At 65.4% G+C, this 23,387-nt stretch carries 21 protein-coding genes and 1 pseudogene; 18 read left to right on the top strand and 4 right to left on the bottom strand.

What is annotated here, in order from left to right; genetic code table 11:
- Window positions 1–72: 72 nt before the first annotated feature.
- The 4 genes and pseudogenes from guaB to tadA form a co-directional block, all read left to right on the top strand.
- Window positions 73–1,542, top strand: coding sequence for an IMP dehydrogenase (gene guaB, locus MXC11_RS07050; protein ID WP_250007009.1), 1,470 nt, complete (start codon window positions 73–75; stop codon window positions 1,540–1,542).
- 79 nt (window positions 1,543–1,621) lie between these two features.
- Complete coding sequence (gene guaA / locus MXC11_RS07045) at window positions 1,622–3,202, top strand: glutamine-hydrolyzing GMP synthase (protein ID WP_250007000.1); 1,581 nt, start codon at window positions 1,622–1,624, stop codon at window positions 3,200–3,202.
- Between the two features lie 118 nt (window positions 3,203–3,320).
- Window positions 3,321–4,274: a DUF445 domain-containing protein gene (locus MXC11_RS07040; protein WP_250006998.1), complete on the top strand. Its 954-nt coding sequence runs from the start codon at window positions 3,321–3,323 to the stop codon at window positions 4,272–4,274.
- 55 nt (window positions 4,275–4,329) lie between these two features.
- Window positions 4,330–4,806 (top strand): annotated as a pseudogene (gene tadA, locus MXC11_RS07035) (tRNA adenosine(34) deaminase TadA); the annotation flags it as partial.
- A 129-nt stretch (window positions 4,807–4,935) separates the two neighbouring features.
- Here tadA and mltF read toward each other — a convergent pair.
- The gene (gene mltF, locus MXC11_RS07030; RefSeq protein ID WP_250006996.1) at window positions 4,936–6,390 is read right to left on the bottom strand and encodes a membrane-bound lytic murein transglycosylase MltF; all 1,455 of its coding nucleotides are present in this window, start codon (window positions 6,388–6,390) and stop codon (window positions 4,936–4,938) included.
- Window positions 6,391–6,559: 169 nt separating this feature from the next.
- Between mltF and purL the strand changes: the two genes are divergently transcribed.
- Window positions 6,560–10,456 carry a phosphoribosylformylglycinamidine synthase gene (gene purL / locus MXC11_RS07025; RefSeq protein ID WP_250006994.1) on the top strand — a complete coding sequence of 1,299 codons (3,897 nt, stop codon included), beginning with the start codon at window positions 6,560–6,562 and terminating at the stop codon, window positions 10,454–10,456.
- Window positions 10,457–10,575: 119 nt separating this feature from the next.
- Entirely contained in the window at window positions 10,576–10,887 is a 312-nt protein-coding gene (locus tag MXC11_RS07020) for a YqfO family protein (protein WP_250006992.1), read from the top strand.
- 45 nt (window positions 10,888–10,932) lie between these two features.
- On the opposite strand, the gene MXC11_RS07015 is transcribed toward MXC11_RS07020, so the two are convergent.
- Window positions 10,933–11,469 (bottom strand): L,D-transpeptidase family protein, encoded by a 537-nt coding sequence (locus MXC11_RS07015; RefSeq protein ID WP_284060429.1) that lies wholly within the window; start codon window positions 11,467–11,469, stop codon window positions 10,933–10,935.
- Window positions 11,470–11,645: 176 nt separating this feature from the next.
- On the opposite strand from MXC11_RS07015, the gene MXC11_RS07010 reads away from it, so the two are divergent.
- The 4 genes from MXC11_RS07010 to purT are packed head-to-tail and all read left to right on the top strand — an operon-like array spanning window position 11,646 to window position 14,197.
- Window positions 11,646–12,248, top strand: a complete 603-nt coding sequence (locus MXC11_RS07010; RefSeq protein ID WP_250006990.1) for a CoA pyrophosphatase — start codon at window positions 11,646–11,648, stop codon at window positions 12,246–12,248.
- A 34-nt stretch (window positions 12,249–12,282) separates the two neighbouring features.
- On the top strand, window positions 12,283–12,807 hold the full coding sequence (locus MXC11_RS07005; RefSeq protein ID WP_250006988.1) for a gamma carbonic anhydrase family protein: 525 nt from the start codon (window positions 12,283–12,285) through the stop codon (window positions 12,805–12,807).
- Window positions 12,808–13,005 (top strand): DUF1289 domain-containing protein, encoded by a 198-nt coding sequence (locus MXC11_RS07000; RefSeq protein ID WP_250006986.1) that lies wholly within the window; start codon window positions 12,808–12,810, stop codon window positions 13,003–13,005.
- A gap of 10 nt (window positions 13,006–13,015) precedes the next feature.
- Window positions 13,016–14,197: a formate-dependent phosphoribosylglycinamide formyltransferase gene (purT, locus tag MXC11_RS06995; protein WP_250006984.1), complete on the top strand. Its 1,182-nt coding sequence runs from the start codon at window positions 13,016–13,018 to the stop codon at window positions 14,195–14,197.
- A gap of 80 nt (window positions 14,198–14,277) precedes the next feature.
- Here the strand turns inward: purT and MXC11_RS06990 are convergent, their stop codons facing one another.
- Window positions 14,278–15,564: an HlyC/CorC family transporter gene (locus MXC11_RS06990; RefSeq protein WP_250006982.1), complete on the bottom strand. Its 1,287-nt coding sequence runs from the start codon at window positions 15,562–15,564 to the stop codon at window positions 14,278–14,280.
- A 16-nt stretch (window positions 15,565–15,580) separates the two neighbouring features.
- Window positions 15,581–16,381, bottom strand: coding sequence for a cytochrome C assembly family protein (locus MXC11_RS06985; RefSeq protein ID WP_250006980.1), 801 nt, complete (start codon window positions 16,379–16,381; stop codon window positions 15,581–15,583).
- Window positions 16,382–16,524: 143 nt separating this feature from the next.
- Between MXC11_RS06985 and ffh the strand changes: the two genes are divergently transcribed.
- From ffh to MXC11_RS06945, 8 genes are all read left to right on the top strand, one after another.
- Complete coding sequence (gene ffh / locus MXC11_RS06980) at window positions 16,525–17,898, top strand: signal recognition particle protein (protein WP_250006970.1); 1,374 nt, start codon at window positions 16,525–16,527, stop codon at window positions 17,896–17,898.
- A 265-nt stretch (window positions 17,899–18,163) separates the two neighbouring features.
- Window positions 18,164–18,409: a 30S ribosomal protein S16 gene (gene rpsP, locus MXC11_RS06975; RefSeq protein WP_250006968.1), complete on the top strand. Its 246-nt coding sequence runs from the start codon at window positions 18,164–18,166 to the stop codon at window positions 18,407–18,409.
- Between the two features lie 10 nt (window positions 18,410–18,419).
- Window positions 18,420–18,956: a ribosome maturation factor RimM gene (gene rimM / locus MXC11_RS06970; RefSeq protein ID WP_250006966.1), complete on the top strand. Its 537-nt coding sequence runs from the start codon at window positions 18,420–18,422 to the stop codon at window positions 18,954–18,956.
- A 3-nt stretch (window positions 18,957–18,959) separates the two neighbouring features.
- The gene (gene trmD / locus MXC11_RS06965) at window positions 18,960–19,703 is read left to right on the top strand and encodes a tRNA (guanosine(37)-N1)-methyltransferase TrmD (RefSeq protein WP_250006964.1); all 744 of its coding nucleotides are present in this window, start codon (window positions 18,960–18,962) and stop codon (window positions 19,701–19,703) included.
- Window positions 19,704–19,742: 39 nt separating this feature from the next.
- Window positions 19,743–20,099 carry a 50S ribosomal protein L19 gene (gene rplS / locus MXC11_RS06960; RefSeq protein ID WP_250006962.1) on the top strand — a complete coding sequence of 119 codons (357 nt, stop codon included), beginning with the start codon at window positions 19,743–19,745 and terminating at the stop codon, window positions 20,097–20,099.
- A 134-nt stretch (window positions 20,100–20,233) separates the two neighbouring features.
- A complete protein-coding gene (locus MXC11_RS06955; protein WP_250007097.1) occupies window positions 20,234–21,127 on the top strand; it encodes a site-specific tyrosine recombinase XerD in 894 nt (297 codons plus the stop codon).
- Window positions 21,128–21,211: 84 nt separating this feature from the next.
- Entirely contained in the window at window positions 21,212–21,952 is a 741-nt protein-coding gene (locus MXC11_RS06950) for a thioredoxin fold domain-containing protein (RefSeq protein WP_250006960.1), read from the top strand.
- 102 nt (window positions 21,953–22,054) lie between these two features.
- Window positions 22,055–23,359, top strand: coding sequence for a homoserine dehydrogenase (locus tag MXC11_RS06945; RefSeq protein ID WP_250006958.1), 1,305 nt, complete (start codon window positions 22,055–22,057; stop codon window positions 23,357–23,359).
- The last annotated feature ends 28 nt before the right edge of the window (window positions 23,360–23,387 follow it).

Raw genomic sequence — 23,387 nt, 5'->3', positions numbered from 1 at the left:
GGGCGCGTTGAGTGCGGGCGGTGCGATGGGTATAATGCCGCGCTTCCATTTTTCCCGTCCGGGAGCCCCCGCATGCTGCGCATCAGCCAAGAAGCTCTGACCTTCGACGACGTTCTTCTGATCCCCGGTTACTCCGAGGTTCTGCCCAAGGATGTTTCCCTCAAGACCCGCCTGACCCGTGGCATCGAGCTGAACATTCCGCTGGTGTCGGCCGCCATGGACACCGTCACCGAATCGCGCCTGGCGATTGCCATGGCCCAGGAAGGCGGCATCGGCATCATCCACAAGAACATGACCATCGAGCAGCAGGCTGCCGAGGTGCGCAAGGTCAAGCGCTACGAGACCGCCATCGTCCGCGATCCGGTCACCGTGACCCCGGACACCAAGATCATCGATCTGCTGCGCAAGGCCTTTGAGCTCGGCTTCTCCGGCTTCCCGGTGGTCAGCGAGCAGGGCCTGGTCGGCATCGTCACCGGTCGTGACCTGCGGGTGAAGCCGGGCGCTGGCGATACCGTCGCCGCGATCATGACCCCCAGGGACAAGCTGGTCACCGTGCAGGAAGGTACCGGCCTTGAAGAGATCAAGGCCAAGCTCTACGAGCACCGCATCGAGAAGATGCTGGTGGTCGACAAGGACTTCCAGCTGCGCGGTCTGGTGACCTTCCGCGATATCGAGAAGACCAAGAGCTATCCGCTGGCCTCCAAGGACGAGCAGGGTCGCCTGCGCGTCGGTGCGGCAGTGGGTACCGGTGCTGATACGCCGGATCGCGTGGCAGCGTTGGCCGCTGCCGGCGCGGATGTGGTGGTGGTCGATACCGCCCACGGCCACTCCAAGGGCGTGATCGATCGCGTGCGCTGGGTCAAGGAGAACTTCCCGCAGCTGCAGGTGATCGGTGGCAACATCGCCACCGCCGAGGCTGCCCTGGCGCTGGTCGAGGCGGGCGCCGATGCGGTCAAGGTCGGTATCGGCCCGGGTTCGATCTGCACCACGCGCATCGTTGCTGGTGTCGGCGTGCCGCAGATCAGCGCGATTGCCAACGTCGCCACCGCGCTGCGCGAGCATGGCGTGCCGATGATCGCTGATGGCGGCATCCGCTTCTCTGGTGATCTGTCCAAGGCCATCGTCGCTGGCGCCAACGCGGTGATGATGGGCTCGATGTTCGCCGGCACTGAAGAAGCGCCGGGCGAGGTCGAGCTATTCCAGGGCCGCTCCTACAAGTCCTACCGCGGCATGGGCTCGCTGGGCGCCATGGCGCAGTCGCAGGGCTCCTCGGATCGCTACTTCCAGGACTCCTCGGCCGGTGCCGAGAAGCTGGTGCCCGAAGGCATCGAAGGCCGCGTACCCTACAAGGGCGCGCTGGCTGCGATCGTCCACCAGCTGATGGGCGGCCTGCGCGCCTCCATGGGCTACACCGGCTGTGCGACCATCGAGGAGATGCGCACCCGTCCGCAGTTCGTGCGCATCACCGGGGCCGGCATGGCCGAATCCCATGTGCACGATGTTCAGATCACCAAGGAAGCACCGAACTACCGCGTCGGTTGATTCCAGACTTCCGCCAGAGCGATACGGGGCTGCTTTTTCAGCCCCGTGTCGTTTGTGCATTCCGCTACGAGAGACGGCCATGGCCCACCACGACATTCACGCTCACCGGATCCTGATCCTCGATTTCGGTTCCCAGTACACCCAGCTGATCGCCCGCCGCGTGCGCGAGATCGGTGTGTACTGCGAGATCCACCCGTTCGACATGGACGATGCGGCGATCCGCAGCTTCGCACCGCGCGGCATCATCCTCGCCGGTGGTCCTGAGTCGGTGCATGAGGCGAACAGCCCGCGCGCCCCGCAGGCGGTGTTCGAGCTGGGCGTGCCGGTGCTGGGCATCTGCTACGGCATGCAGACCATGTCCGAGCAGCTCGGTGGCAAGGTCGAGGGCTCGGAGCTGCGCGAGTTTGGCTACGCCCGCGTCGATATCGTCGGCAAGAGCCGCCTGCTGGATGGCATCGAAGACCACATGGATGCCGATGGCATGCTGAGCCTCGATGTCTGGATGAGCCATGGCGACAAGGTCACCCAGCTGGCGCCCGGCTTCCACATCATCGCCAGCACCCCCAGCTGCCCGATTGCCGCTATCGCCGATGATGCGTGCGGCTACTACGGCGTGCAGTTCCACCCGGAAGTGACCCACACCAAGCAGGGCGGGCGCATCCTGTCGCGCTTCCTGCTGGAGATCTGTGGCTGCGAGGCGCTGTGGACGGCGGCCAATATCGTCGAGGACGCCATCGCCACCGTGCGCCAGCAGGTCGGTGATCGCAAGGTGCTGCTGGGTCTTTCCGGCGGCGTGGATTCCTCGGTGGTCGCGGCGCTGCTGCATCGCGCGATCGGTGAGCAGCTGACCTGCGTGTTCGTCGACAACGGCCTGCTGCGCCTGAACGAAGGCGATGCGGTGATGGCGATGTTTGCCGAGAACATGGGCGTCAAGGTGATCCGCGCCGATGCCGAGGCGCTGTTCCTTGGCCGCCTAGAAGGCGTCAGCGATCCGGAAGAGAAGCGCAAGATCATCGGCCGCACCTTCATCGAGGTGTTTGATGCCGAGGCCAAGAAGCTCGATGGCATCGACTTTCTCGCCCAGGGCACCATCTACCCGGACGTGATCGAGTCGGCCGGCGCCAAGACTGGCAAGGCCCACGTGATCAAGTCGCACCACAACGTCGGTGGCCTGCCGGAGGACATGAAGTTCCAGCTGGTCGAGCCGCTGCGTGAGCTGTTCAAGGATGAGGTGCGCAAGATCGGCCTCGAGCTGGGCCTGCCCTACGACATGGTCTATCGCCACCCGTTCCCGGGTCCGGGCCTTGGCGTGCGGATCCTCGGCGAGGTGAAGAAGGAGTACGCCGACCTGCTGCGTCAGGCTGACCACATCTTCATCGAGGAGCTGCGCAACTTCGACTGGTACCACAAGACCAGCCAGGCCTTCGTGGTGTTCCAGCCGGTCAAGTCGGTCGGCGTGGTCGGTGATGGCCGCCGCTACGCCTGGGTCGTGGCGCTGCGTGCGGTGGAAACCATCGACTTCATGACCGCGCGCTGGGCACACCTGCCCTATGAGCTGCTGGAGAAGGTCTCCAACCGCATCATCAACGAAATCGCCGGCATCTCCCGCGTCACTTACGACGTGTCGAGCAAGCCGCCGGCGACCATCGAGTGGGAGTGATCGGCGCTGGGCGTTGAGCGATGAACAGAGGCAGCTTCGGCTGCCTCTGTGCCGTCTGCCGGAATTGCTGGATGCCGTCAGCCGCTTTCGCCCGTGATGCCCGGTGTCGCTGCCGACCATGAGTCGCCAAGCGCCCCCTGCCCTTGTCCTGTTGCTGGCCCACTGGCTGGCTGAACCGGCCGTCGCCCGTGCGCTGGCCGGCAGCAGCTGCCGCGCGCTGGCCGTGTTGCTGCGCCTGAGCGAGCTGCGGGTGCTGCGCCGCTGGCTGTGGCACCGTCTCTGGCCCCAGCTGGCGTCACAGGATCTGGCCGTGCTGCTGGCGCGCGGCTGGGCGCGGTTGCAGCGGCTGGATCTGCCTGCCGCCTGGGTCGAGGCGACCCTGCGCCAGCTGGCTGCAGGCCTGCGCGCCCGCGCCCCGCGTGCCGCGCTGGTGGAGGCGCTCTGTGCGCTGGAGGCGCGCGGGCAGTGGCTTGAGTCGCGACTGTCGCCAGTTGCGCTGGACGCCTGGCTGCTGCAGCTGGCGGCGCTGTGCCAGGAGGTGGCGGACACCCCCGCCCATCCGCTGTGCCTGGCGGCGCTGGCGCGTGGCAAGCAGCTGGCCGGGCAGCTGAGCGAGGTACTGGCCCGTGCTCAGGCAGAGGGCTGTTCGCTGGCCTGGCTGCGGGACGAGCTGCGGCGTCATCCGGCCTTGCTGCAGCGCGGGCGACGCTACCTGACCCGCGGCCAGCGCGCGCTGCGTCAGGATCTCTCGGTCGCCGAGGGTCGACTGCCGCGCCTGCTGGCGCAGGGGCTGGTCAACCTTGGGCAGGCGCTGCAAGCTCAGCCGGATTACTGCGCATTGCTTGACCAGCAGTGGTATGGCGCCCTGTGCCGCCTGGATCGCGCTCTGGCGCTCCAGTGGCAGGGTGTGCGCCGGGAAGTGCAGGCGTGCTGGCAGGCGCTGGATGCCAAAGAGCGCCAAATACTGCACGAGGCGCTGCACGCGCTGCTGCTTGAGGGGCTGGCGCTGCTGCCGGCCGAACTGCGCGAGCGTCTGCTGCAGCGCGCTGCTGCGCTCTGGCCGGCGGCTTGACGGCGCGCGCCGATGCGCCACACTGCCCGCCTTCTGTAACAGACAATCTGCGGCCATGAATACATTCCAGATCATCGATCGAAGCCAGGACGAGCACTTCATGCGCGAGGCACTGGCGCTGGCCGCCGAGGGCGCAGCGCAAGGGGAGGTGCCGGTCGGTGCGGTGCTGGTGATCGGGGGGCAGATCGTTGGGCGCGGCTTCAATTGCCCGATTTCCACCCATGATCCCAGCGCCCATGCCGAGATGGTGGCGATCCGCGATGCCGCTCAGCGGCTGGGCAATTACCGGCTGCTGGACAGCACCCTGTACGTGACTCTGGAGCCGTGCAGCATGTGTGCGGGGCTGATCGTGCATGCCCGTATTGGCCGGGTGGTGTACGGTGCGCGCGAACCCAAGGCCGGGGTGGCGGAGAGTCGTGGGCGCTTCTTCGAGCAGCCCTTTCTCAATCACCGCCTGCCGGTCGAGGGTGGGGTGCTGGGGGAGGCCTGTGGGACGCTGCTCAGTGAATTTTTCCGCGCCCGGCGGCGCAAGGTGCCCGCCCCATCCACAGAAGTATCACTGTCTGTGGACGCCGCTGAGGCACCGCTGCCGCAGGGGGCGGAGGATTCGGCGGGCGGTGCATGAGGTGTGCCGTGTGGGCGCACTGCGCAGAGCGCCCCGTCACAAGGATGGGCTGCGCTCGCTGCGTTTGTCGATGCCCGGGCGATGCAGGCCGCGCTCTGCCACCTGGCCGCCTTCCAGCGGCGGCTGGGTGACCCAGGAGAGGATGTCGTAATAGCGGCGGATGTTGTTGACAAAATGCACCGGCTCGCCGCCGCGCGCATAGCCGTAGCGGGTCTTGGTGTACCACTGCTTCTGCGACAGGCGCGGCAGGATCTTCTTCACATCGCGCCACTTGTTGGGGTTGAGGCCGGCTTCGCGGGTCAGTTTGCGGGCATCCTGCAGGTGGCCGCCGCCGATGTTGTAGGCGGCGAGGGCGAACCAGGTGCGATCCGGCTCGCGGATTGAATCGGGCAGTCCGGCATGCACCTCGGCAAAGTAGCGCGCGCCGCCGCGAATGCTCTGCTGCGGGTCGAGGCGGTTGCTCACGCCCATCGCCCGGGCGGTGCGTTGGGTCAGCATCATCAGGCCGCGCACGCCGGTCTTTGAGGTCGCCTCCGGCTCCCACATGGATTCCTGATAGCCGATGGCTGCCAGCAGGCGCCAGTCGATCTGGTGCTGCCCGCCGGCCTGCCGAAAATGTGCCTCGTAGCGGGGCATGCGCTGCTGCAGGTGACGGGCGAAGGTGGTGGTGCCGACATAACCCAGCACATCCGCCTGCCCGTAATAGCGCTCCTTGAGCTCGGTCAGCAGCTGATCCTCGCGGGCCTTGCTCAGGAAGGCGTTGACCGCCTGCAGTAGGCTGCTGTCGGTGCCCTTGGGCAGCGCCCAGGCCAGCTGCTGCTCGCCGTCCAGATCGAAAGCCACGCGGATGTTGGGCAGTGCAAAACGGTTCATGGCCAGCTCGTTGCTGCCGACCAGGGTCAGGTCGATCTGGCCTTCATCGACCATGCGCAGCAGGTCGGCGACTTCCAGTTCATCGGATTCCTCATAGGTCAGTGCCGGTAGTTCACGCTGCAGTTTGGCGAGGATCCGTGCGTGATGACTGCCTTTCATCACCATGATGCGCTGCCCGACCAGCTGCTGCCGTTGGGTCGGTCGCGGGCGGTTGCTGCGATAGACCACCTGCAGGGTCACCTCCAGATACGGGGTACTGAAGCGTGCCTGCGGGTGTGTGCTGCCCGGAAGAAACAGGCCAGCAGCGGCTAGGTGTGGGCCGTTCGCGCTGTTCAGGCGGTTGAACAGGGTCTCGAGGCTGTCGGCGCTTTCCACTTCCAGTGTCACGCCTAGCGACTGCGCAAAGCGCTCAGCCAGCTCGTATTCAAAGCCAGTTGGGCCGTTGCGGTCCTGATAATAGGTGGAGGGACTGTTGCGGGTGACGATCCGCAATACGCCCTCTTCCTGCACGCGCTCGAGCGCTGTCGGGGCCTTGCCGCAGGCGCCGAGCAGCAGAACCAGCGTGGTGGTCAGCAGCCAGGCGCAGCGGCGCATTCGGGGGATGGCAAGGGTGAACATGGCGGCGAGTATACGCAAAGCGGCTGCCCGGCCATACCGCTGCGCGGGCTTGGGCGGGTCGCCCGCACGGCGGGTGAGGGCGCCGGCCGCGCCTGCGGGTGCCGGGGCGCGGTGCTTTGCGCTAGAATCACGGCCTTTCGCACTCCTTGCCCAAGAGGCTGTTCCGACAATGCTGATCCTGCGCGGCACTCCCGCCCTTTCCGCCTTCCGTCACGGCAAACTGCTCGAGCAACTGACCCTGAAGGTTCCGGCCGTCACCGGCCTGTATGCCGAGTTTGCCCATTTCGCCGAGGTGTCCGGCGCCCTGGACAGCAACGAGGAGCAGGTGCTGGCGCGCCTGCTGCAGTACGGCCCGAGCGTGCCGGCTCAGGAGCCGGTCGGGCGTCTGCTGCTGGTGGTGCCGCGTCTGGGCACCATCTCGCCGTGGTCGAGCAAGGCCACCGACATCGCCCGCAACTGCGGACTGGACAAGATCCAGCGTCTGGAGCGTGGCATTGCCTACTACGTGGCTGGCGAGCTGTCCGAGGCAGACCTGGCCAGCGTTGCCGCATTGCTGCACGACCGCATGACCCAGCTGGTGCTGGCGCGCCTGGACGAGGCGGGCGCGCTGTTCAGCCATGCCCAGCCCAAGCCGCTGAGCGTGGTCGATGTGCTGGGCGGCGGTCGCGCCGCCCTGGAAGCCGCCAACCTCGAGCTGGGCCTGGCCCTGGCCGAGGACGAGATCGACTACCTGGTGAAGAGCTTCACCGACCTGGGGCGCAACCCCCACGACATCGAGCTGATGATGTTCGCCCAGGCCAACTCCGAGCACTGCCGGCACAAGATCTTCAACGCCAGCTGGGACATCGACGGCGAAGAGCAGGCCAAGTCGCTGTTCGGCATGATCAAGAACACCTACGAGCTGCACCGCGAAGGCGTCCTGAGTGCCTACAAGGACAACGCCTCGGTGATTGAGGGCTTCAGCGCCGGGCGCTTCTTCCCGCAGCCGGGCAGCCATGAGTACGCCGCGCATGAAGAGCCGGTGCACATCCTGATGAAGGTGGAGACCCACAACCACCCGACCGCCATCGCCCCGTTCCCCGGCGCCTCCACCGGCTCCGGCGGCGAGATCCGCGACGAGGGCGCCACCGGGCGCGGCTCCAAGCCCAAGGCCGGTCTGGTCGGCTTCACCGTCTCCAACCTGCAGATCCCGGGCTTCGAACAGCCGTGGGAGAAGCCCTATGGCAAGCCCGAGCGCATCGTCAGCGCGCTGGACATCATGGTCGAAGGCCCGTTGGGCGGCGCGGCGTTCAACAACGAGTTCGGCCGTCCCAACCTGACCGGCTACTTCCGCACCTTCGAGCAGAGCATCGACACCCCGCGCGGTGAAGAGGTGCGCGGCTACCACAAGCCGATCATGCTCGCCGGCGGCCTCGGCAACATCCGCGAGGAGCATGTGCAGAAGGGCGAGATTTCGGTCGGCGGCAAGCTGATCGTGCTCGGCGGCCCGGCGATGCTGATCGGTCTGGGCGGCGGCGCGGCCTCGTCGATGGCCACCGGCGCCAGCTCCGCGGATCTGGATTTTGCCTCGGTGCAGCGCGAGAACCCGGAAATGGAGCGCCGCTGTCAGGAGGTCATCGACCGCTGCTGGCAGATGGGCGACCAGAACCCGATCAAGTTCATTCACGATGTCGGTGCTGGCGGCCTGTCCAACGCCCTGCCGGAGCTGATCAACGATGCCAGCCGTGGCGGGCGCTTCGAGCTGCGCAATGTGCCGAACGCTGAGCCGGGCATGAGCCCGCTGGAAATCTGGTGCAACGAGTCGCAGGAGCGCTATGTGCTCTCCGTCGATGCGGCCGATCTTGAGACCTTCCGCGCCATCTGCGAGCGCGAGCGCTGCCCGTTCGCGGTGGTCGGCGAGGCCACCGAGGAGCGCCAGCTGACCGTCCACGACGCGCATTTCGACAACAACCCGGTGGACATGCCGCTCGAGGTGTTGCTCGGCAAGCCGCCGCGCATGCACCGTTCGGTGGCCCGTGAGGCGGAGCTGGGCGATGACTTCTCGGCCGCTGGCGTCGAGCTGGGCGAGGCCGTCGAGCGCGTGCTGTGCCACCCGGCGGTGGCCTCCAAGAGCTTCCTGATCACTATTGGCGATCGCTCGATCACCGGCCTGGTTGCGCGCGATCAGTTCGTCGGCCCGTGGCAGGTGCCGGTGGCCGACTGCGCGGTCACCGCGACCGCCTTTGATGTGTACACCGGCGAGGCGATGGCGATGGGTGAGCGCACCCCGCTGGCGCTGCTCGATGCCCCGGCGTCCGGCCGCCTGGCGGTCGGTGAGGCGATCACCAACCTGGCCGCCGCGCGCATCGGGCAAATTTCCGACATCAAGCTCTCCGCCAACTGGATGGCCGCGGCTGGTCATCCGGGCGAGGATGCGCGCCTGTACGACACCGTCAAGGCGGTGGGCATGGAGCTGTGCCCGCAGCTGGGCATCACCATCCCGGTCGGCAAGGATTCCATGTCGATGAAGACCCGCTGGCAGGAGGGTCGCGAGGAGAAGAGCGTGACCGCGCCGCTGTCGCTGGTGGTTTCAGGCTTTGCGCCGGTGCAGGACATCCGCCAGACCCTGACCCCGCAGCTGCGTCTGGACAAGGGCGCCACCGAGCTGCTGCTGGTCGATCTGGGCCGTGGCCGCAACCGCATGGGCGGCTCGATCCTCGCTCAGGTCTACAGCCGTCTGGGCCGCGAGGTGCCGGATGTCGACAGCGCCGCCGAGCTCAAGGCCTTCTTCGAGACCATTCAGGCGCTCAATGCCGACGGTCATCTGCTGGCCTACCACGACCGCTCCGACGGCGGCCTGCTGGCCTGCGTGCTGGAAATGGCCTTTGCCGGGCACTGCGGCCTCGATCTGCAGCTCGATGCACTGACCGACAGCCGCGAGGCGCTGGCGGCGGTGCTGTTCAACGAGGAGCTGGGCGCGGTGATTCAGGTACGCCAGGGCGATGTGGCCGAGGTGCTGGTGCGCTTTGCCAACGCCGGCCTGGATGGCTGCGTCAGCGTGATCGGCCAGCCGGTCGCCGAGGGTGATATCCACCTGAGTCTGGCGGGCGAGAGCGTCTACCGGGCGCCGCGCAGCACCCTGCAGCGTCTGTGGAGTGAGACCAGCCACCGGATCCAGCGCCTGCGCGACAACGCCGAGTGCGCCGATCAGGAGTTCGCGGCCCTGCTGGATGACAACGATCCGGGCCTCTCTGCGCAGCTGAGCTTTGAGGTCAATGACAACATCGCGGCGCCCTATATCAACACGGGGGTGCGCCCGCGTATGGCGATCCTGCGCGAGCAGGGCGTCAATGGCCAGACCGAGATGGCTGCGGCCTTCCACCGTGCCGGCTTTGCCGTGGTCGATGTGCACATGAGCGACATCATCGCCGGTCGCGTCAGCCTGGCCGATTTCAAGGGCCTGGTGGCCTGCGGCGGCTTCTCCTACGGCGACGTGCTGGGCGCTGGCGGCGGCTGGGCCAAGTCGGTGCTGTTCAATGAGCGTGCCCGCGACAACTTCGCCGCCTTCTTCGAGCGCAGTGACAGCTTTGCGCTCGGCGTGTGCAACGGTTGCCAGATGCTCTCGCACCTGACCGACCTGATCCCCGGCAGCGAGGTCTGGCCGCGCTTTGTGCGTAACCGCTCCGAGCAGTTTGAGGCGCGGGTGGCGATGGTCGAGGTGCAGGAATCGAAGTCGATCTTCCTCGCTGGCATGGCCGGTTCGCGTCTGCCGATCGCCATTGCCCACGGTGAAGGTCACACCGAGTTTGCCAGCCAGGCGGCGCTGCAGCAGGCCGATCTCTCCGGTCAGGTGGCGCTGCGCTTTGTCGACAACTACGGGCAGGTCACCGAGCGTTATCCGGCCAACCCCAACGGCTCGCCGCTGGGCATCACCGGTCTGACCAGCGCCGATGGCCGTGTCACCATCATGATGCCGCACCCGGAGCGGGTGTTCCGCGCCGTGCAGAACTCCTGGCGCCCCGATGAGTGGCAGGAAGATGCCGGCTGGATGCGCATGTTCCGCAATGCGCGGGTCTGGGTCGGCTGATCCGGCGCTCGCCGGGCGGTCTGCCGCCCGGCCTGACCCCGTTCAAGGGCGCCGCGTTGGCGCCCTTGGCGTTTGTGGGCAGGCTTTTACGTTCAACGCTGATGCAGCGAGGTGCCTTCATGTACAAGCTGAATTTCTTCGTGCCTGCCAGCCACCTGCAGGTGGTCAAGGATGCCCTGTTTGCTGCCGGTGCCGGGCGCATCGGTGACTATGATCAGTGCTGCTGGCAGGTGGAGGGACTCGGGCAGTTTCGCCCGCTGCCGGGCAGCCAGCCGTTCATCGGCAGCCACGGCCAGGTTGAGCAGGTGCCGGAGTGGAAGGTAGAGATGGTGGTGAGCGATGCGCTGATCCATGCGGCGGTGGCGGCGCTCAAGGCGGTGCATCCTTACCAGACGCCGGCCTATGAAGTCTGGCGGCTGGAGGATTTCTGAGTCGTCGCGAGGCGCCGCCCGGCCTGGATGGCTGCGGCGGCGGATTCAGGGGCGGATCTCAATCAGCGTGCCGTCGCTGACCAGCTCCCAGAGCTCGCGCATGTCATCGTTCTTCAGGGCGATGCAGCCCTCGGTCCAGTTGAGGGTATGGAAGAACCACTCCGGATACTCCTCATCCAGCGGGGTGCCGTGCAGCATGATCATGTTGCCCGGCGACAGGCCGTGCCGCGCGGCATAGGCGCTGTCGCGCGCATTGGGGTAGGAGATGTGCATCGACAGGTGGTACTTCTCGCTGCTCTGCCGCCAGTTGATCCAGTACAGCCCCTCCGGCGTGCGCTGATCACCCTCAAAGCGCTTGGGCCCTGGCTGCTTGCCCAGCGAAACCCGGTAACTCTTCAGCACCTCGCCACGGCTGAGCAGGTGCAACTGGCGCTCGGACTTGACCACCAGCACCTTGTCCACAGACGGTGCGCGCAGGGAGACGCTGGTGCTGGCATGGCCGGGGTAGGCGAGCAGCAACAGGCAAAGCAGGCACAGCCCGCGAATGAGCGGATGTACCAGCGGCAGTGAGAGGGATGTCATGGTTGGCAGCTCGCGCAAGGCAGAGGTGTGAACGGCGCCGCATGGCCTGCAGCGCCGGGCATTCTAGGCAAGTGCGCGAGTCCGGCAAAGGGGGCGCGGTGCGGCGGGCGTGCCTTTTGGTGGCGATGGCTTTCGTGCCATCATGCGCCAGCGTTTTCTGACCGCGAGACCGCCCCATGCTGGACGACCTGCGCCACCGCGTGCGCACCCATCAGCCCTTGTCCCTGCCCAGAACCCAGGCCTTTCCGGAGGCGGCCGTGCTGATGCCGGTGACCTGCGGCTGCGAGCCCGGACTGATCCTCACCCAGCGGGCCATGAACCTCTCGACCCACGGCGGCGAGGTGGCCTTTCCGGGCGGGCGACGGGATCCTGGTGATGCCTCGCTGGCCTTCACGGCCCTGCGCGAGAGCGAGGAGGAGGTGGGACTGGCGCCGTCGCTGGTCGAGGTGGTCGGCCCGCTCAGCCCGCAGGTCTCGCGTTACGGCATCAAGGTCACGCCCTACGTCGGTCTGGTGCCCGAGGCGGTGCCGCTGCAGGCCAATCAGGATGAGATTGCCGCAGTATTCTCCGTGCCGCTGGCGTTCTTTCGCACCGACCCGCGTGAGGTCACCCACCGCATCGACTACCTGGGCGTCAGCCACTATGTGCCGAGCTATCGCTGGGAAGGCTTTCACATCTGGGGGCTCACCGCGCTGATGATCGTCGAGCTGGTCAATGTGCTCTACGATGCCGGCATTGACCTGCGCCACCCGCCGGCTGATTTCCGTATCCTGCGCTGACTGCGCGCTGCCCCGCTTTGAAAGGAGCCTGCCGATGAAATACCGCTTGGGCGATGCCCGTGTAGAAGTCCATCCCGATAGCTGGATCGCGCCGGATGCCAGCCTGATTGGCAAGGTGCGCCTGGAGGCGGACGCCAGCGTCTGGTTCGGCGCCGTGCTGCGTGGTGACAACGAGCTGATCCACGTTGGCGAGGGCAGCAACGTGCAGGATGGCAGCGTGCTGCACACCGATATGGGCTGGCCGCTGAGCATTGGCAAAGGCGTGACCATCGGCCACAAGGTCACCCTGCATGGCTGCACCGTCGGCGATCACAGCCTGGTCGGCATCGGTGCGGTAGTGCTCAACGGCGCGAAGATCGGCCGCAACTGCCTGATCGGCGCCGGTGCGTTGATTCCCGAGGGCAAGGAAATTCCTGACGGCAGCCTGGTGATGGGCGTGCCCGGCAAGGTGGTGCGCCTGCTCAGTGAGGAGCAGATCGAGGGCCTCAAGCGCAACGCCGCCCATTACGTCGAAAATGCGCGGCGCTATGCCCGTGAACTGAGCGAGCAGCTGGACTGAATGAACCCGCAAGACCAATCTGTCGCATCGCCCTGCGTACACGTCTGCGCGCTGGATGACGAGGACATCTGCATCGGTTGTCAGCGCAGCGGTGCAGAAATCACCCGCTGGGGGCGCATGGATAATGCCGAGCGCCGCGCGGTGCTGGCACGCTGCCGCGAGCGCGCCCTGGCCAGCGGATTGTTGAAACCCCTCTGAGGAATGCTTTGTGACCATGATCGGAACCCCGCTGTCGCCGAGCGCGACCCGTGTACTGCTGTGCGGCTCGGGTGAGCTGGGCAAGGAAGTGGCTATCGAGCTGCAGCGTCTGGGCTGTGAGGTGATTGCCGTCGATCGCTACGCCCATGCCCCGGCCATGCAGGTGGCGCACCGCAGCCACGTGATCAGCATGCTCGACGGCGCGGCGCTGCGCGCGGTGATCGAGCAGGAGCAGCCGCATTACATCGTCCCGGAAATCGAGGCGATCGCCACCGACACCCTGGTCGCGCTGGAAGCCGAAGGCTTCACGGTGATCCCGACCGCCCGCGCTGCACAGCTGACCATGAACCGCGAGGGCATCCGCCGTCTGGCTGCCGAAGAGCTGGGCCTGCCGACCTCGCCGTACCGCTTCGCCGATACCTTCGAGGACTATGCCGCGGGAGTGGCTGCGCTGGGCTTCCCCTGTGTGGTCAAGCCGATCATGAGCTCCTCCGGCAAGGGCCAGAGTCTGCTGCGCAGTGACGCCGATGTGCAGAAGGCCTGGGACTACGCTCAGGAAGGTGGACGTGCCGGCAAGGGGCGGGTGATCGTCGAGGGCTTTATCGACTTCGACTACGAGATCACCCTGCTCACCGTGCGCCACAGCGGTGGCACCACCTTCTGTGCACCGGTCGGCCACCGTCAGGAGCGGGGCGACTATCAGGAATCCTGGCAGCCGCAGGCGATGAGCCCGCAGGCCTTGGCCGAATCCGAACGCATCGCCTGCGCGGTCACCGAGGCGCTCGGTGGGCGTGGGCTGTTCGGGGTCGAGCTGTTCATCAAGGGCGATCAGGTGTGGTTCAGTGAAGTGTCGCCGCGCCCCCATGACACCGGGCTGGTGACGCTGATCTCCCAGGATCTGTCGGAGTTCGCCCTGCATGCACGGGCGATCCTCGGTCTGCCGATTCCGGCGATTCGTCAGCTTGGCCCCTCGGCGTCGGCGGTGATTCTGGTCGAGGGTGAGTCGCAGTCTGTGCGCTTTGGCAATCTGGAGGCCGCGCTGGCCGAAGCCGATACCGCGCTGCGCCTGTTCGGCAAGCCAGAGGTCAGTGGTCAGCGGCGCATGGGGGTGGCTTTGGCCCGCGATGAATCCATCGAGGCGGCGCGGGCTAAGGCGCTGCGGGCTGCGCAGGCGGTACGCATCGAGCTGTAGGTGGTTTGTCTTTCGCCTGCAAAAAGGCCGGCTCTTGGTGAGGGGCCGGCCTTTTGTATGGTGGGGCGGGGGAGGCTGGATCAGCCATCGCCCTCCGTGGGCGCCGGGGCCTGCACTGCCAGCCAGGCGCGCAGGCTCTTCACCCGGTTTTCGGTGGCCTGGATGATCTCCAGACGGTAGTCGCCGATCTGTAGGCAGACGCCGCTGTCGGGGATCTGCTCAAGGGCTTCGGTGATCAGGCCATTGAGGGTCTTGGGGCCTTCCCAGGGCAGCTCCCAGCCCAGGCTCTTGTTCACGTCACGGATGTTGACGCTGCCCTCGATCAGGTAGCTGCCATCGGGCTGGGCCTGGATGTCCGGGGTGCGCTGGCTGGCTGGGCTGGTGAACTCGCCGACGATCTCCTCGAGTATGTCCTCAAGGGTCACCAGGCCGATCACCTCGCCGTATTCATCTACCACGATACCGAGGCGACACTTCTCGTTCTGGAAATTGATCAGCTGGGTGGATAGCGGCGTGCTTTCCGGGACGAAGTAGGGGCTGCTGCAGGCCGCCAGCAGGCTGTCCTTGCTGAGGGTGTTGTGGGTCAGCAGCCTTGCGATCTGGCGCATGTGCACCACGCCCTCGATCTGGTTGAGATCGTGCCGGTAGACCGGCAGGCGGGTGAAGGTGGTGGTGCGCAGCTGCTCGGTGATCTGCTCAAGGTCGCTGTCCAGGTCGATACCGATGACCTCGTTGCGCGGGATCATGATGTCGTTGACGGTGACCTTTTCCAGGTCAAGGATGCCCAGCAGCATGTTCTTGCGGTTGGCCGGCAGGGCGTGGCCGGATTCACGCACCACGCTGCGCAGCTCCTCGGTGGACAGGCTGTCCTGGGGCTTGTGGGCCGGATCGACGCCGAGAAGACGCAGCAGCAGGTTGCTGATTGCGCTGGTGATCCACACCACCGGGTAGAGCAGGCGCATCAGCAGGCTCAGCACGCTGCTGGCCGGGAAGGCGATGGTTTCCGGGCGCAGGGCGGCGAGGGTCTTGGGGGTGATTTCGCCGAAGATCAGCACCACGATGGTCAGCAGTACGGTCGAGATGGCGATTCCGGCTTCACCCCAGATATCGACCGCCAGCACGGTGGCGATCGAGGCGGCGAGGATGTTGACCACGTTGTTGCCGACCAGAATGGTACCGAGCAGACGGTCAGGGCGCGCCAGCAGGTTGCTGGCGCGCTGCGCGCCCTTGTGGCCTTCACGCTCCAGGTGGCGCAGACGGTAGCGGTTGAGGCTGAGCATGCCGGTCTCGGAGCTGGAGAAGAAGGCCGAGCAGAGGATCAGGAAGATCAGCAATCCGAACAGGAAGCTGGAATGGAGGTCGTCCACGGTGGGTGCCTTGGTCTCAGATGTGCAGGATAAATTCGCGTACCAGCTTGCTGCCAAAGTAGGCCAGCATCAGTAGCAGGAAGCCGGCCAGGGTCCAGCGGATCGCCGTGGCGCCGCGCCAGCCGAGCCGGTAGCGCCCGCCCAGCAGTACGGCAAATACCAGCCAGGCGAGGCAGGCCAGCAGGGTCTTGTGGGCCAGATGCTGGGCGAGCAGGTCATCAAGGTACAGCCAGCCCGACAGCAGCGACAGCGACAGCAGGGTCCAGCCGGCCCACAGAAAGCCGAACAGCAGGCTTTCCATGGTCTGCAGCGGCGGGAAGGTGCGGATGATCCCCGAGGGGTGCTTGAGCTTGAGCTGGCGGTTCTGCAGCAGCAGCAGCAGCGCCTGCAGCACGGCGATGGTCAGCAGGCCATAGGCCAGCAGCGACAGCAGGATATGCGCAAGAATCCCCGGCGCCTCGCGGATCGGCTGCAGGGTGCCGGCGGGCACCAGGACCGCCAGCAGGCTGGTCAGGCTGCCCAGCGGGAACAGCAAGAGCAGCAGGTTGTGCACCGGCATGCGCAGGCAGGCCAGCAGGGTCAGAGCGATCACTGCCGCTGCCAGCAGGCTGGCCGCATTGAAGAAGTTGAGCAGCAGGGTACCGTCCCCCAGCAGCAGCTGATAGAGGGCTAGGAGGTGCAGCAGCAGGGCAGGAACACCGAGGCCGGCCAGCAGGCGCGGGGCAGGGCTGGTGCGGCGGGAGAGCAGCAGGGCCTGGTAGAGTGCAGCGCCGGCATACAGTCCGGCAGCTGCCAGGCTGGGCAGCAGAGGCGTCATAAGTCCTTGTGGAGGATGCCTGTAGGGGGGCGAGTGTGGCACAGAACCAGCGGTCTTCGAAAGTCCGCTACCGGTGTCGGTGTGCGTTGCACTTCGCTATAATCCGCCGCCTTGCCGCAAGCTCCCTCCTTAAAGGACCGTGCATGTTCGAGAATCTGACCGAGCGCCTGTCGCAGACACTGCGCAATGTCACCGGCCGCGCCAAGCTGACCGAAGACAACATCAAGGACACCCTGCGCGAGGTGCGCATGGCCCTGCTTGAGGCCGACGTCGCGCTGCCGGTGGTCAAGGATTTCGTCAACAAGGTCAAGGAGCGTGCCGTCGGCACCGAGGTGTCCAAGAGCCTGACGCCGGGCCAGGTCTTCGTGAAGATCGTCCGCGCCGAGCTGGAAGCGCTGATGGGTGAGGCCAATGAGGACCTCAACCTTGCTGCCGCACCGCCGGCGGTGATCCTCATGGCCGGCCTGCAGGGTGCAGGCAAGACCACCACGGTCGGCAAGCTGGCGCGCTTTCTTAAGGAGCGCAAGAAGAAGTCAGTGCTGGTGGTCTCCGCAGATGTGTACCGTCCGGCGGCGATCAAGCAGCTGGAGACCCTGGCCGGTGAGGTCGGCGTCACCTTCTTCCCCTCCGACCTGAGCCAGAAGCCGGTGGACATCGCCCGGGCGGCGATTGCCGAGGCGAAGCTCAAGTTCATTGATGTGGTGATCGTCGATACTGCCGGTCGTCTGCATATCGATGCCGACATGATGGCGGAGATCCAGCAGGTCCACGCGGCGATCAATCCGGTCGAGACCCTGTTCGTGGTGGATGCCATGACCGGTCAGGATGCCGCCAATACCGCTCGCGCCTTCAATGATGCGCTGCCGCTCACCGGCGTGGTGCTGACCAAGGTCGACGGTGACGCCCGTGGTGGTGCGGCGCTGTCGGTGCGTGCCATCACCGGCAAGCCGATCAAGTTTCTCGGCATGGGTGAGAAGAGTGAAGCGCTGGATCCGTTCCATCCGGACCGGGTGGCTTCGCGGATCCTCGGCATGGGCGATGTGCTGAGCCTGATCGAGCAGGCCGAGCAAAGCATGGACCGCGAGAAGGCGGCCAAGCTCACCCAGAAGCTGAAGAAGGGCAAGGGCTTCGATCTCGAGGACTTCCGCGATCAGCTGCAGCAGATGAAGAATATGGGTGGCCTCGGCGGCCTGATGGACAAGCTGCCGATGCTCGGTGGCATGAACCTTGGGCAGATGGGTAACGCCCAGCAAGCGGCCGAGAAGCAGTTTCGCCAGATGGAGGCGATCATCAACTCGATGACGCCTGCTGAGCGTCGTGACCCCGAGCTGATCAGCGGTTCGCGCAAGCGGCGCATTGCGCTGGGTTCGGGGACGCAGGTGCAGGATGTCGGGCGGCTGATCAAGCAGCATAAGCAGATGCAGAAGATGATGAAGAAGGTCTCCACCAAGGGTGGCATGGCCAAGATGATGCGCGGCATGAGTAGTCTGCTGCCTGGCGGTATGCCCAAGATTTGATGAAAACGGCGCGGCGTGGTGCAGATCATGTCGTGCGTTAGTCGCTGATTCCGTGGAATCGGCGATGTTGATGGGGGGACACCGGGTACGCCTTCGGTGAGCCACTGCAGACAGGCGGGCGATGCGGATCGCTGGCCTGCCTGCGTGCAGGCGGAAAAACCGTTTGGCAAATGCCCGGGGAATCCTTAAGATATGCGGCCTTTCGGGCCGTGGGCCCTAGTGTGCATACAGTTTTTGCAAGCACCGACTACAGGAACGAATTTCAATGGTAACCATCCGTCTTGCTCGTGGCGGCTCCAAGAAGCGCCCCTTCTACCACCTGACTGTGACCAACAGCCGCTCTGCTCGTGACGGCCGTTTCGTTGAGCGCATCGGTTTCTTCAACCCGATCGCCGCTGGTAGCGAAGTGCGTCTGTCCGTCAACACCGAGCGTGCTCAGTACTGGCTGAGCCAGGGCGCCCAGCCGTCCGAGCGCGTTGCTCAGCTGCTCAAGGAAGCGGCGAAAGCCTGAGTCCCTGATCATGCAGCATTCGCCGACACCCGCCGGGGACCTGGTGGTCCTGGGCAAGATCACTTCGGTGTACGGCATCCGCGGTGAGGTCAAGATCTATTCCTACACCGATCCGCTGGACAACCTGTTGCAGTACCGCCGCTGGACGCTGATACGTGATGGCGAGGTGCGTCAGGTCGAACTGGCAAGCGGGCGCCTGCATGGCAAGGTGCTGACCGCCAGGATCAAGGGTCTCGACGATCGTGAAGAGGCCCGTGGCTACGCCGGTTTTCTGATCTGTGTCCCGCGCAGCGAGTTGCCTGCTCTGGATGCTGATGAGTACTACTGGTACCAGCTCGAAGGTCTCAAGGTCATCAATCAGGACGAGCAATGGCTCGGCCGGATCGATCACTTGCTGGAAACCGGTGCCAATGACGTGATGGTGGTCAAGCCCTGCTCCGGCAGTCTGGATGATCGTGAACGCCTGTTGCCCTACACGGCACAGTGCGTATTGCAGGTCGATCTGGCGGCAGGAGAGGTTCGGGTCGACTGGGATGCGGATTTCTGACCCATGCGGGTAGACGTTCTCACCCTGTTCCCGGAAATGTTCGCCGCCATCAGCGAATACGGCATCACCAGTCGTGCAGTGAAGCAGGATCTGCTCAAGCTGCAGTGCTGGAATCCACGGAACTACACCGAAGACCGCCACCAGACGGTGGATGATCGGCCCTTCGGCGGTGGGCCGGGGATGGTAATGAAGATCGAGCCGCTCGAACGGGCTCTGGCGGATGCCAAGGCAGCTTCAGGCGGTGCGGCAAAGGTGATCTATCTGTCCCCTCAGGGGCGTCGTCTTGATCAGACGGCTGTCCGTGAGCTGGTGAAAGAAGAACATCTGATCCTCATTGCCGGACGTTATGAAGGCATCGACGAGCGTTTCATCGAGACGCACGTGGATGAGGAATGGTCGATCGGTGATTACGTCCTGTCCGGCGGTGAGCTGCCGGCCATGGTGCTGATCGACGCGGTCACGCGGCTGCTGCCCGGAGCACTGGGGCATGCAGATTCCGCCGAGGAGGACTCCTTTACGGACGGCCTGCTCGATTGCCCGCACTACACCCGACCCGAGGTGTACGAGGGCAAGCGTGTTCCAGCGGTGCTGCTCAGTGGCAACCACGAACACATCCGGCGCTGGCGTCTGCAGCAAGCCCTTGGGCGTACCTGGCAGCGTCGAGCCGATCTTCTGGATAGTCGCTCGCTTTCTGGAGAAGAGAAAAAGCTGCTGGATGAATACCTCCTCCAGCAGAACGATAGTTAACGTATCGATGGCAGGGCAGCCCTGTCTACGGAGCACAGCATGAGCAACAAGAATCCGATCATTCAGCAGATCGAAGCTGAACAGATGAATAAAGAGATCCCGGCCTTCGCCCCTGGCGATACCGTGATCGTGCAAGTGAAAGTGAAGGAAGGCGACCGTTCGCGTCTGCAGGCCTTCGAAGGCGTGGTGATCGGCAAGCGTAGCCGTGGCCTGAACAGCGCCTTCACCGTGCGCAAGATCTCCAGCGGCTTTGGCGTCGAGCGTACCTTCCAGACCTACAGCCCGCTGATCGACAGCATCACCGTCAAGCGTCGCGGTGACGTGCGCAAGGCCAAGCTGTACTACCTGCGCGACCTGTCCGGCAAAGCCGCACGCATCAAGGAAAAGCTGGTCTGATCGACCGCCTTTCCAGCAACGAAAAAGCAGCCTGCGGGCTGCTTTTTTGCATTCTGGGCCGGTAACGGCGCGGCTGGTCGTACGCTCTAGGGGCGTGGCAGACTGTGCAGCCCATGCTGATCCGAGCCGTGCCGATGTCTGCCAGCGATCATCCCCTGCTTGTGCGTTTCCAGCAGCATCTGTGGCTGGAGCGCGGCCTCTCTGCCCATACCCGCAGTGCCTACCTGACCGATCTGGCCCTGTTCGATGGCTGGTTGCGTGAGCGGGGTAGCGAGCTGGCCCGCTGTGACCGTGATCACCTGCTGGAGTACCTCGACTGGCGCGCCCAGGCCCACTATCACCCGCGCTCCACGGCGCGTCTGCTGTCGTGTCTGCGCAATTTTTACGGTTACTGCCGGGTCGAGGGGCTGCTGAGCAACGATCCGACCCTGCAGGTGATGCAGGCCCGCCAGTCGCGTGCCGTGCCGCACAGCCTCAGCGAGGCCCAGGTCGAGGCGTTGCTGGCCGCACCGGATACTGGCGAGGCCCTGGGTCTGCGTGACCGGGCCATGCTTGAGGTGCTGTATGCCTGTGGTCTGCGGGTCAGCGAGCTGGTGGCGCTGACCACCGAGCAAATCGATCTGCGTCAGGGCCTGCTGCAGGTCGGTGGGCCAGGGCTGCGCAGCCGGCTGGTGCCGCTCGGAGAGGTGGCGGCTGACTGGCTGGTGCGCTACCTGCGCGAGGCGCGCGGCGAGCTGCTGCTGGGCCGTCCCAGCGATGTGCTGTTCCCCAGTCGGCGCGGTGAGCAGATGACCCGCCAGACCTTCTGGCACCGTATCAAGCGCCATGCCCAGACCGCCGGCATCGAGCAGTCCCTGTCACCGCATACCCTGCGCCATGCCTTTGCGACCCACCTGCTCAATCACGGGGCGGAGCTGCGAGTGGTGCAGATCCTGCTCGGGCATCGCGAGCCGACCAGTACTCAGATCTATGCCCAGATCGCCGAAGCGCGTCTTGAGCGGCTGCAGGGGCGCGAGCCTGCGCCGTGACCGCTGAGCAGGCGTCAGGGCGGCGAGGCTTGTGTGGTAATCTTGGCGACGTTTTTGCCCGATTGCCGATTTCCAGGAGCTGTCATGCGTCTGCCCCGTTACCTTGTCGCCGCCGGCTGTGCGCTGGCGATTGGCAGCCTGCAGGCTGCCGACCCTGCCCAGAGCATCCGCCAGAGCCTGCAGAGCCTGCAGCCGGATCTGGCGATTGCCTCGATCGAGGAAAGTCCGCTCCAGGGTATCTATCAGGTGCAGCTGGAGAGCGGCAGCGTGCTGTACAGCAGCGCCGATGGCCGCTTCGTCCTGCAGGGCTACCTGTTGCAGATTGCTGAGGGCAAGGCCACCAACCTGACAGAACAGGTGGAAAACCGTGGCGTGGCCAAGCTGATCAACGCCCAGCCGCCCGCCGAGATGGTGATCTTCCCGGCCGCTGGCGGGGCGCCGGCCAAGACCCATATCACCGTGTTCACCGACACCGACTGCAGTTTCTGTCAGAAGCTGCACGCCGAGGTGCCCGAGCTGAACCGCCGCGGCATCGAGGTGCGCTATTTGGCCTTCCCGCGTCAGGGTGTCGGCAGTGCTACCTACCAGACCATGGTCAATGTCTGGTGCGCCAAGGATCCTCAGGCCGCCATGACCCGGGCCAAGACCCGCGGTCAGGTGGACGAGGCGCAGTGTGCCAATCCGGTCGCTCGCCAGTTCGAGCTGGGGCAGCAGATCGGCGTGCGCGGGACCCCGGCGATCGTGCTGGCCGATGGCCAGATGATCCCCGGTTATCAGCCAGCCGCAGCGCTGGCTCCTGCGGCGCTGGCTGCGGCCGGCAAGTGATCGGTGGCTGATTGACTAACCACCGGCCGCTTCGTAATGTGCGGATCTTTTCTGTGGCCGGAGCGTCTGGCTGCGCTGTGTAGTGATGATGGGGATTAGTGAGTGAAACCGGTCAAAGTAGGTATCTGTGGGCTGGGCACCGTCGGTGGCGGTACCTTCAACGTGCTCAAGCGCAACGCCGAGGAAATCGCCCGCCGTGCCGGGCGTGGTATCGAGGTGGCGCAGATTGCCGCGCGTGACCCCAACCCGCACTGCGACACCACCGGTACCCCCATCACCGGTGATGTGTTCGAGCTGGTGGACAACCCGGACATCGACATCGTCATCGAGCTGATCGGCGGCTACACCGTGGCCCGTGAGCTGGTGATGCGCGCGATCGAGAACGGCAAGCACGTGGTGACCGCCAACAAGGCGCTGATCGCCGTGCATGGTAATGAAATCTTCGCCCGCGCCCGCGAGAAGGGCGTGATCGTCGCCTTCGAGGCCGCGGTGGCCGGCGGTATCCCGGTGATCAAGGCGATCCGCGAGGGGCTGGCGGCCAACCGCATCAACTGGCTGGCTGGGATCATCAATGGCACCGGCAACTTCATCCTCACCGAGATGCGTGAGAAGGGCCGTGCCTTCGAGGACGTACTCAAGGAAGCCCAGGCACTCGGCTACGCTGAAGCCGACCCGACCTTTGATGTCGAGGGTATCGATGCCGCCCACAAGCTGACCATCCTGGCTTCCATCGCTTTCGGCATCCCGCTGCAGTTCGACAAGGCCTACACCGAGGGCATCACGGCGCTGACCACCGCCGACGTCAACTACGCCGAGGCGCTGGGTTATCGCATCAAGCACCTGGGGGTGGCGCGCCGCACGGCCGCCGGTATCGAGCTGCGTGTACACCCAACGCTGATTCCGGCCGACCGGCTGATCGCCAACGTCAACGGAGTAATGAACGCCGTGATGGTCAATGGTGACGCGGTGGGCAGCACCCTCTATTACGGCGCCGGTGCCGGCATGGAACCGACCGCCTCGGCAGTGGTGGCCGATCTGGTGGATGTGGCGCGTGCCCTGACCACCGACCCGGAAAACCGTGTTCCGCACCTGGCCTTCCAGGCCGATGCGCTCTCCGATCACCCGATCCTGCCGATTGCCGAGTGCCAGAGTGCCTACTACCTGCGCATCCAGGCCAAGGACCATCCGGGCGTGCTGGCCCAGGTGGCGAGCATCCTCTCGGCGCGTGGCATCAATATCGAGTCGATCATGCAGAAGGAAGCCGAGGAGCAGGACGGTCTGGTGCCGATGATCCTGGTGACCCACCGCGTGCGTGAAGCGCAGATGAACGATGCCATCGCCGCTCTGGAAGCCCTCGAGGGCGTGGCCGGTGCCGTGGTGCGGATCCGCGTCGAGTCGCTCAACTAATCCCTCAGCGGCCACCCGGCGTGGCCGC

The sequence above is a fragment of the Pseudomonas eutrophicaquae genome (assembly GCF_023544715.1).
GTDB lineage: Bacteria > Pseudomonadota > Gammaproteobacteria > Pseudomonadales > Pseudomonadaceae > Geopseudomonas.
This window is presented reverse-complemented; position numbering and strand designations above follow the sequence as displayed.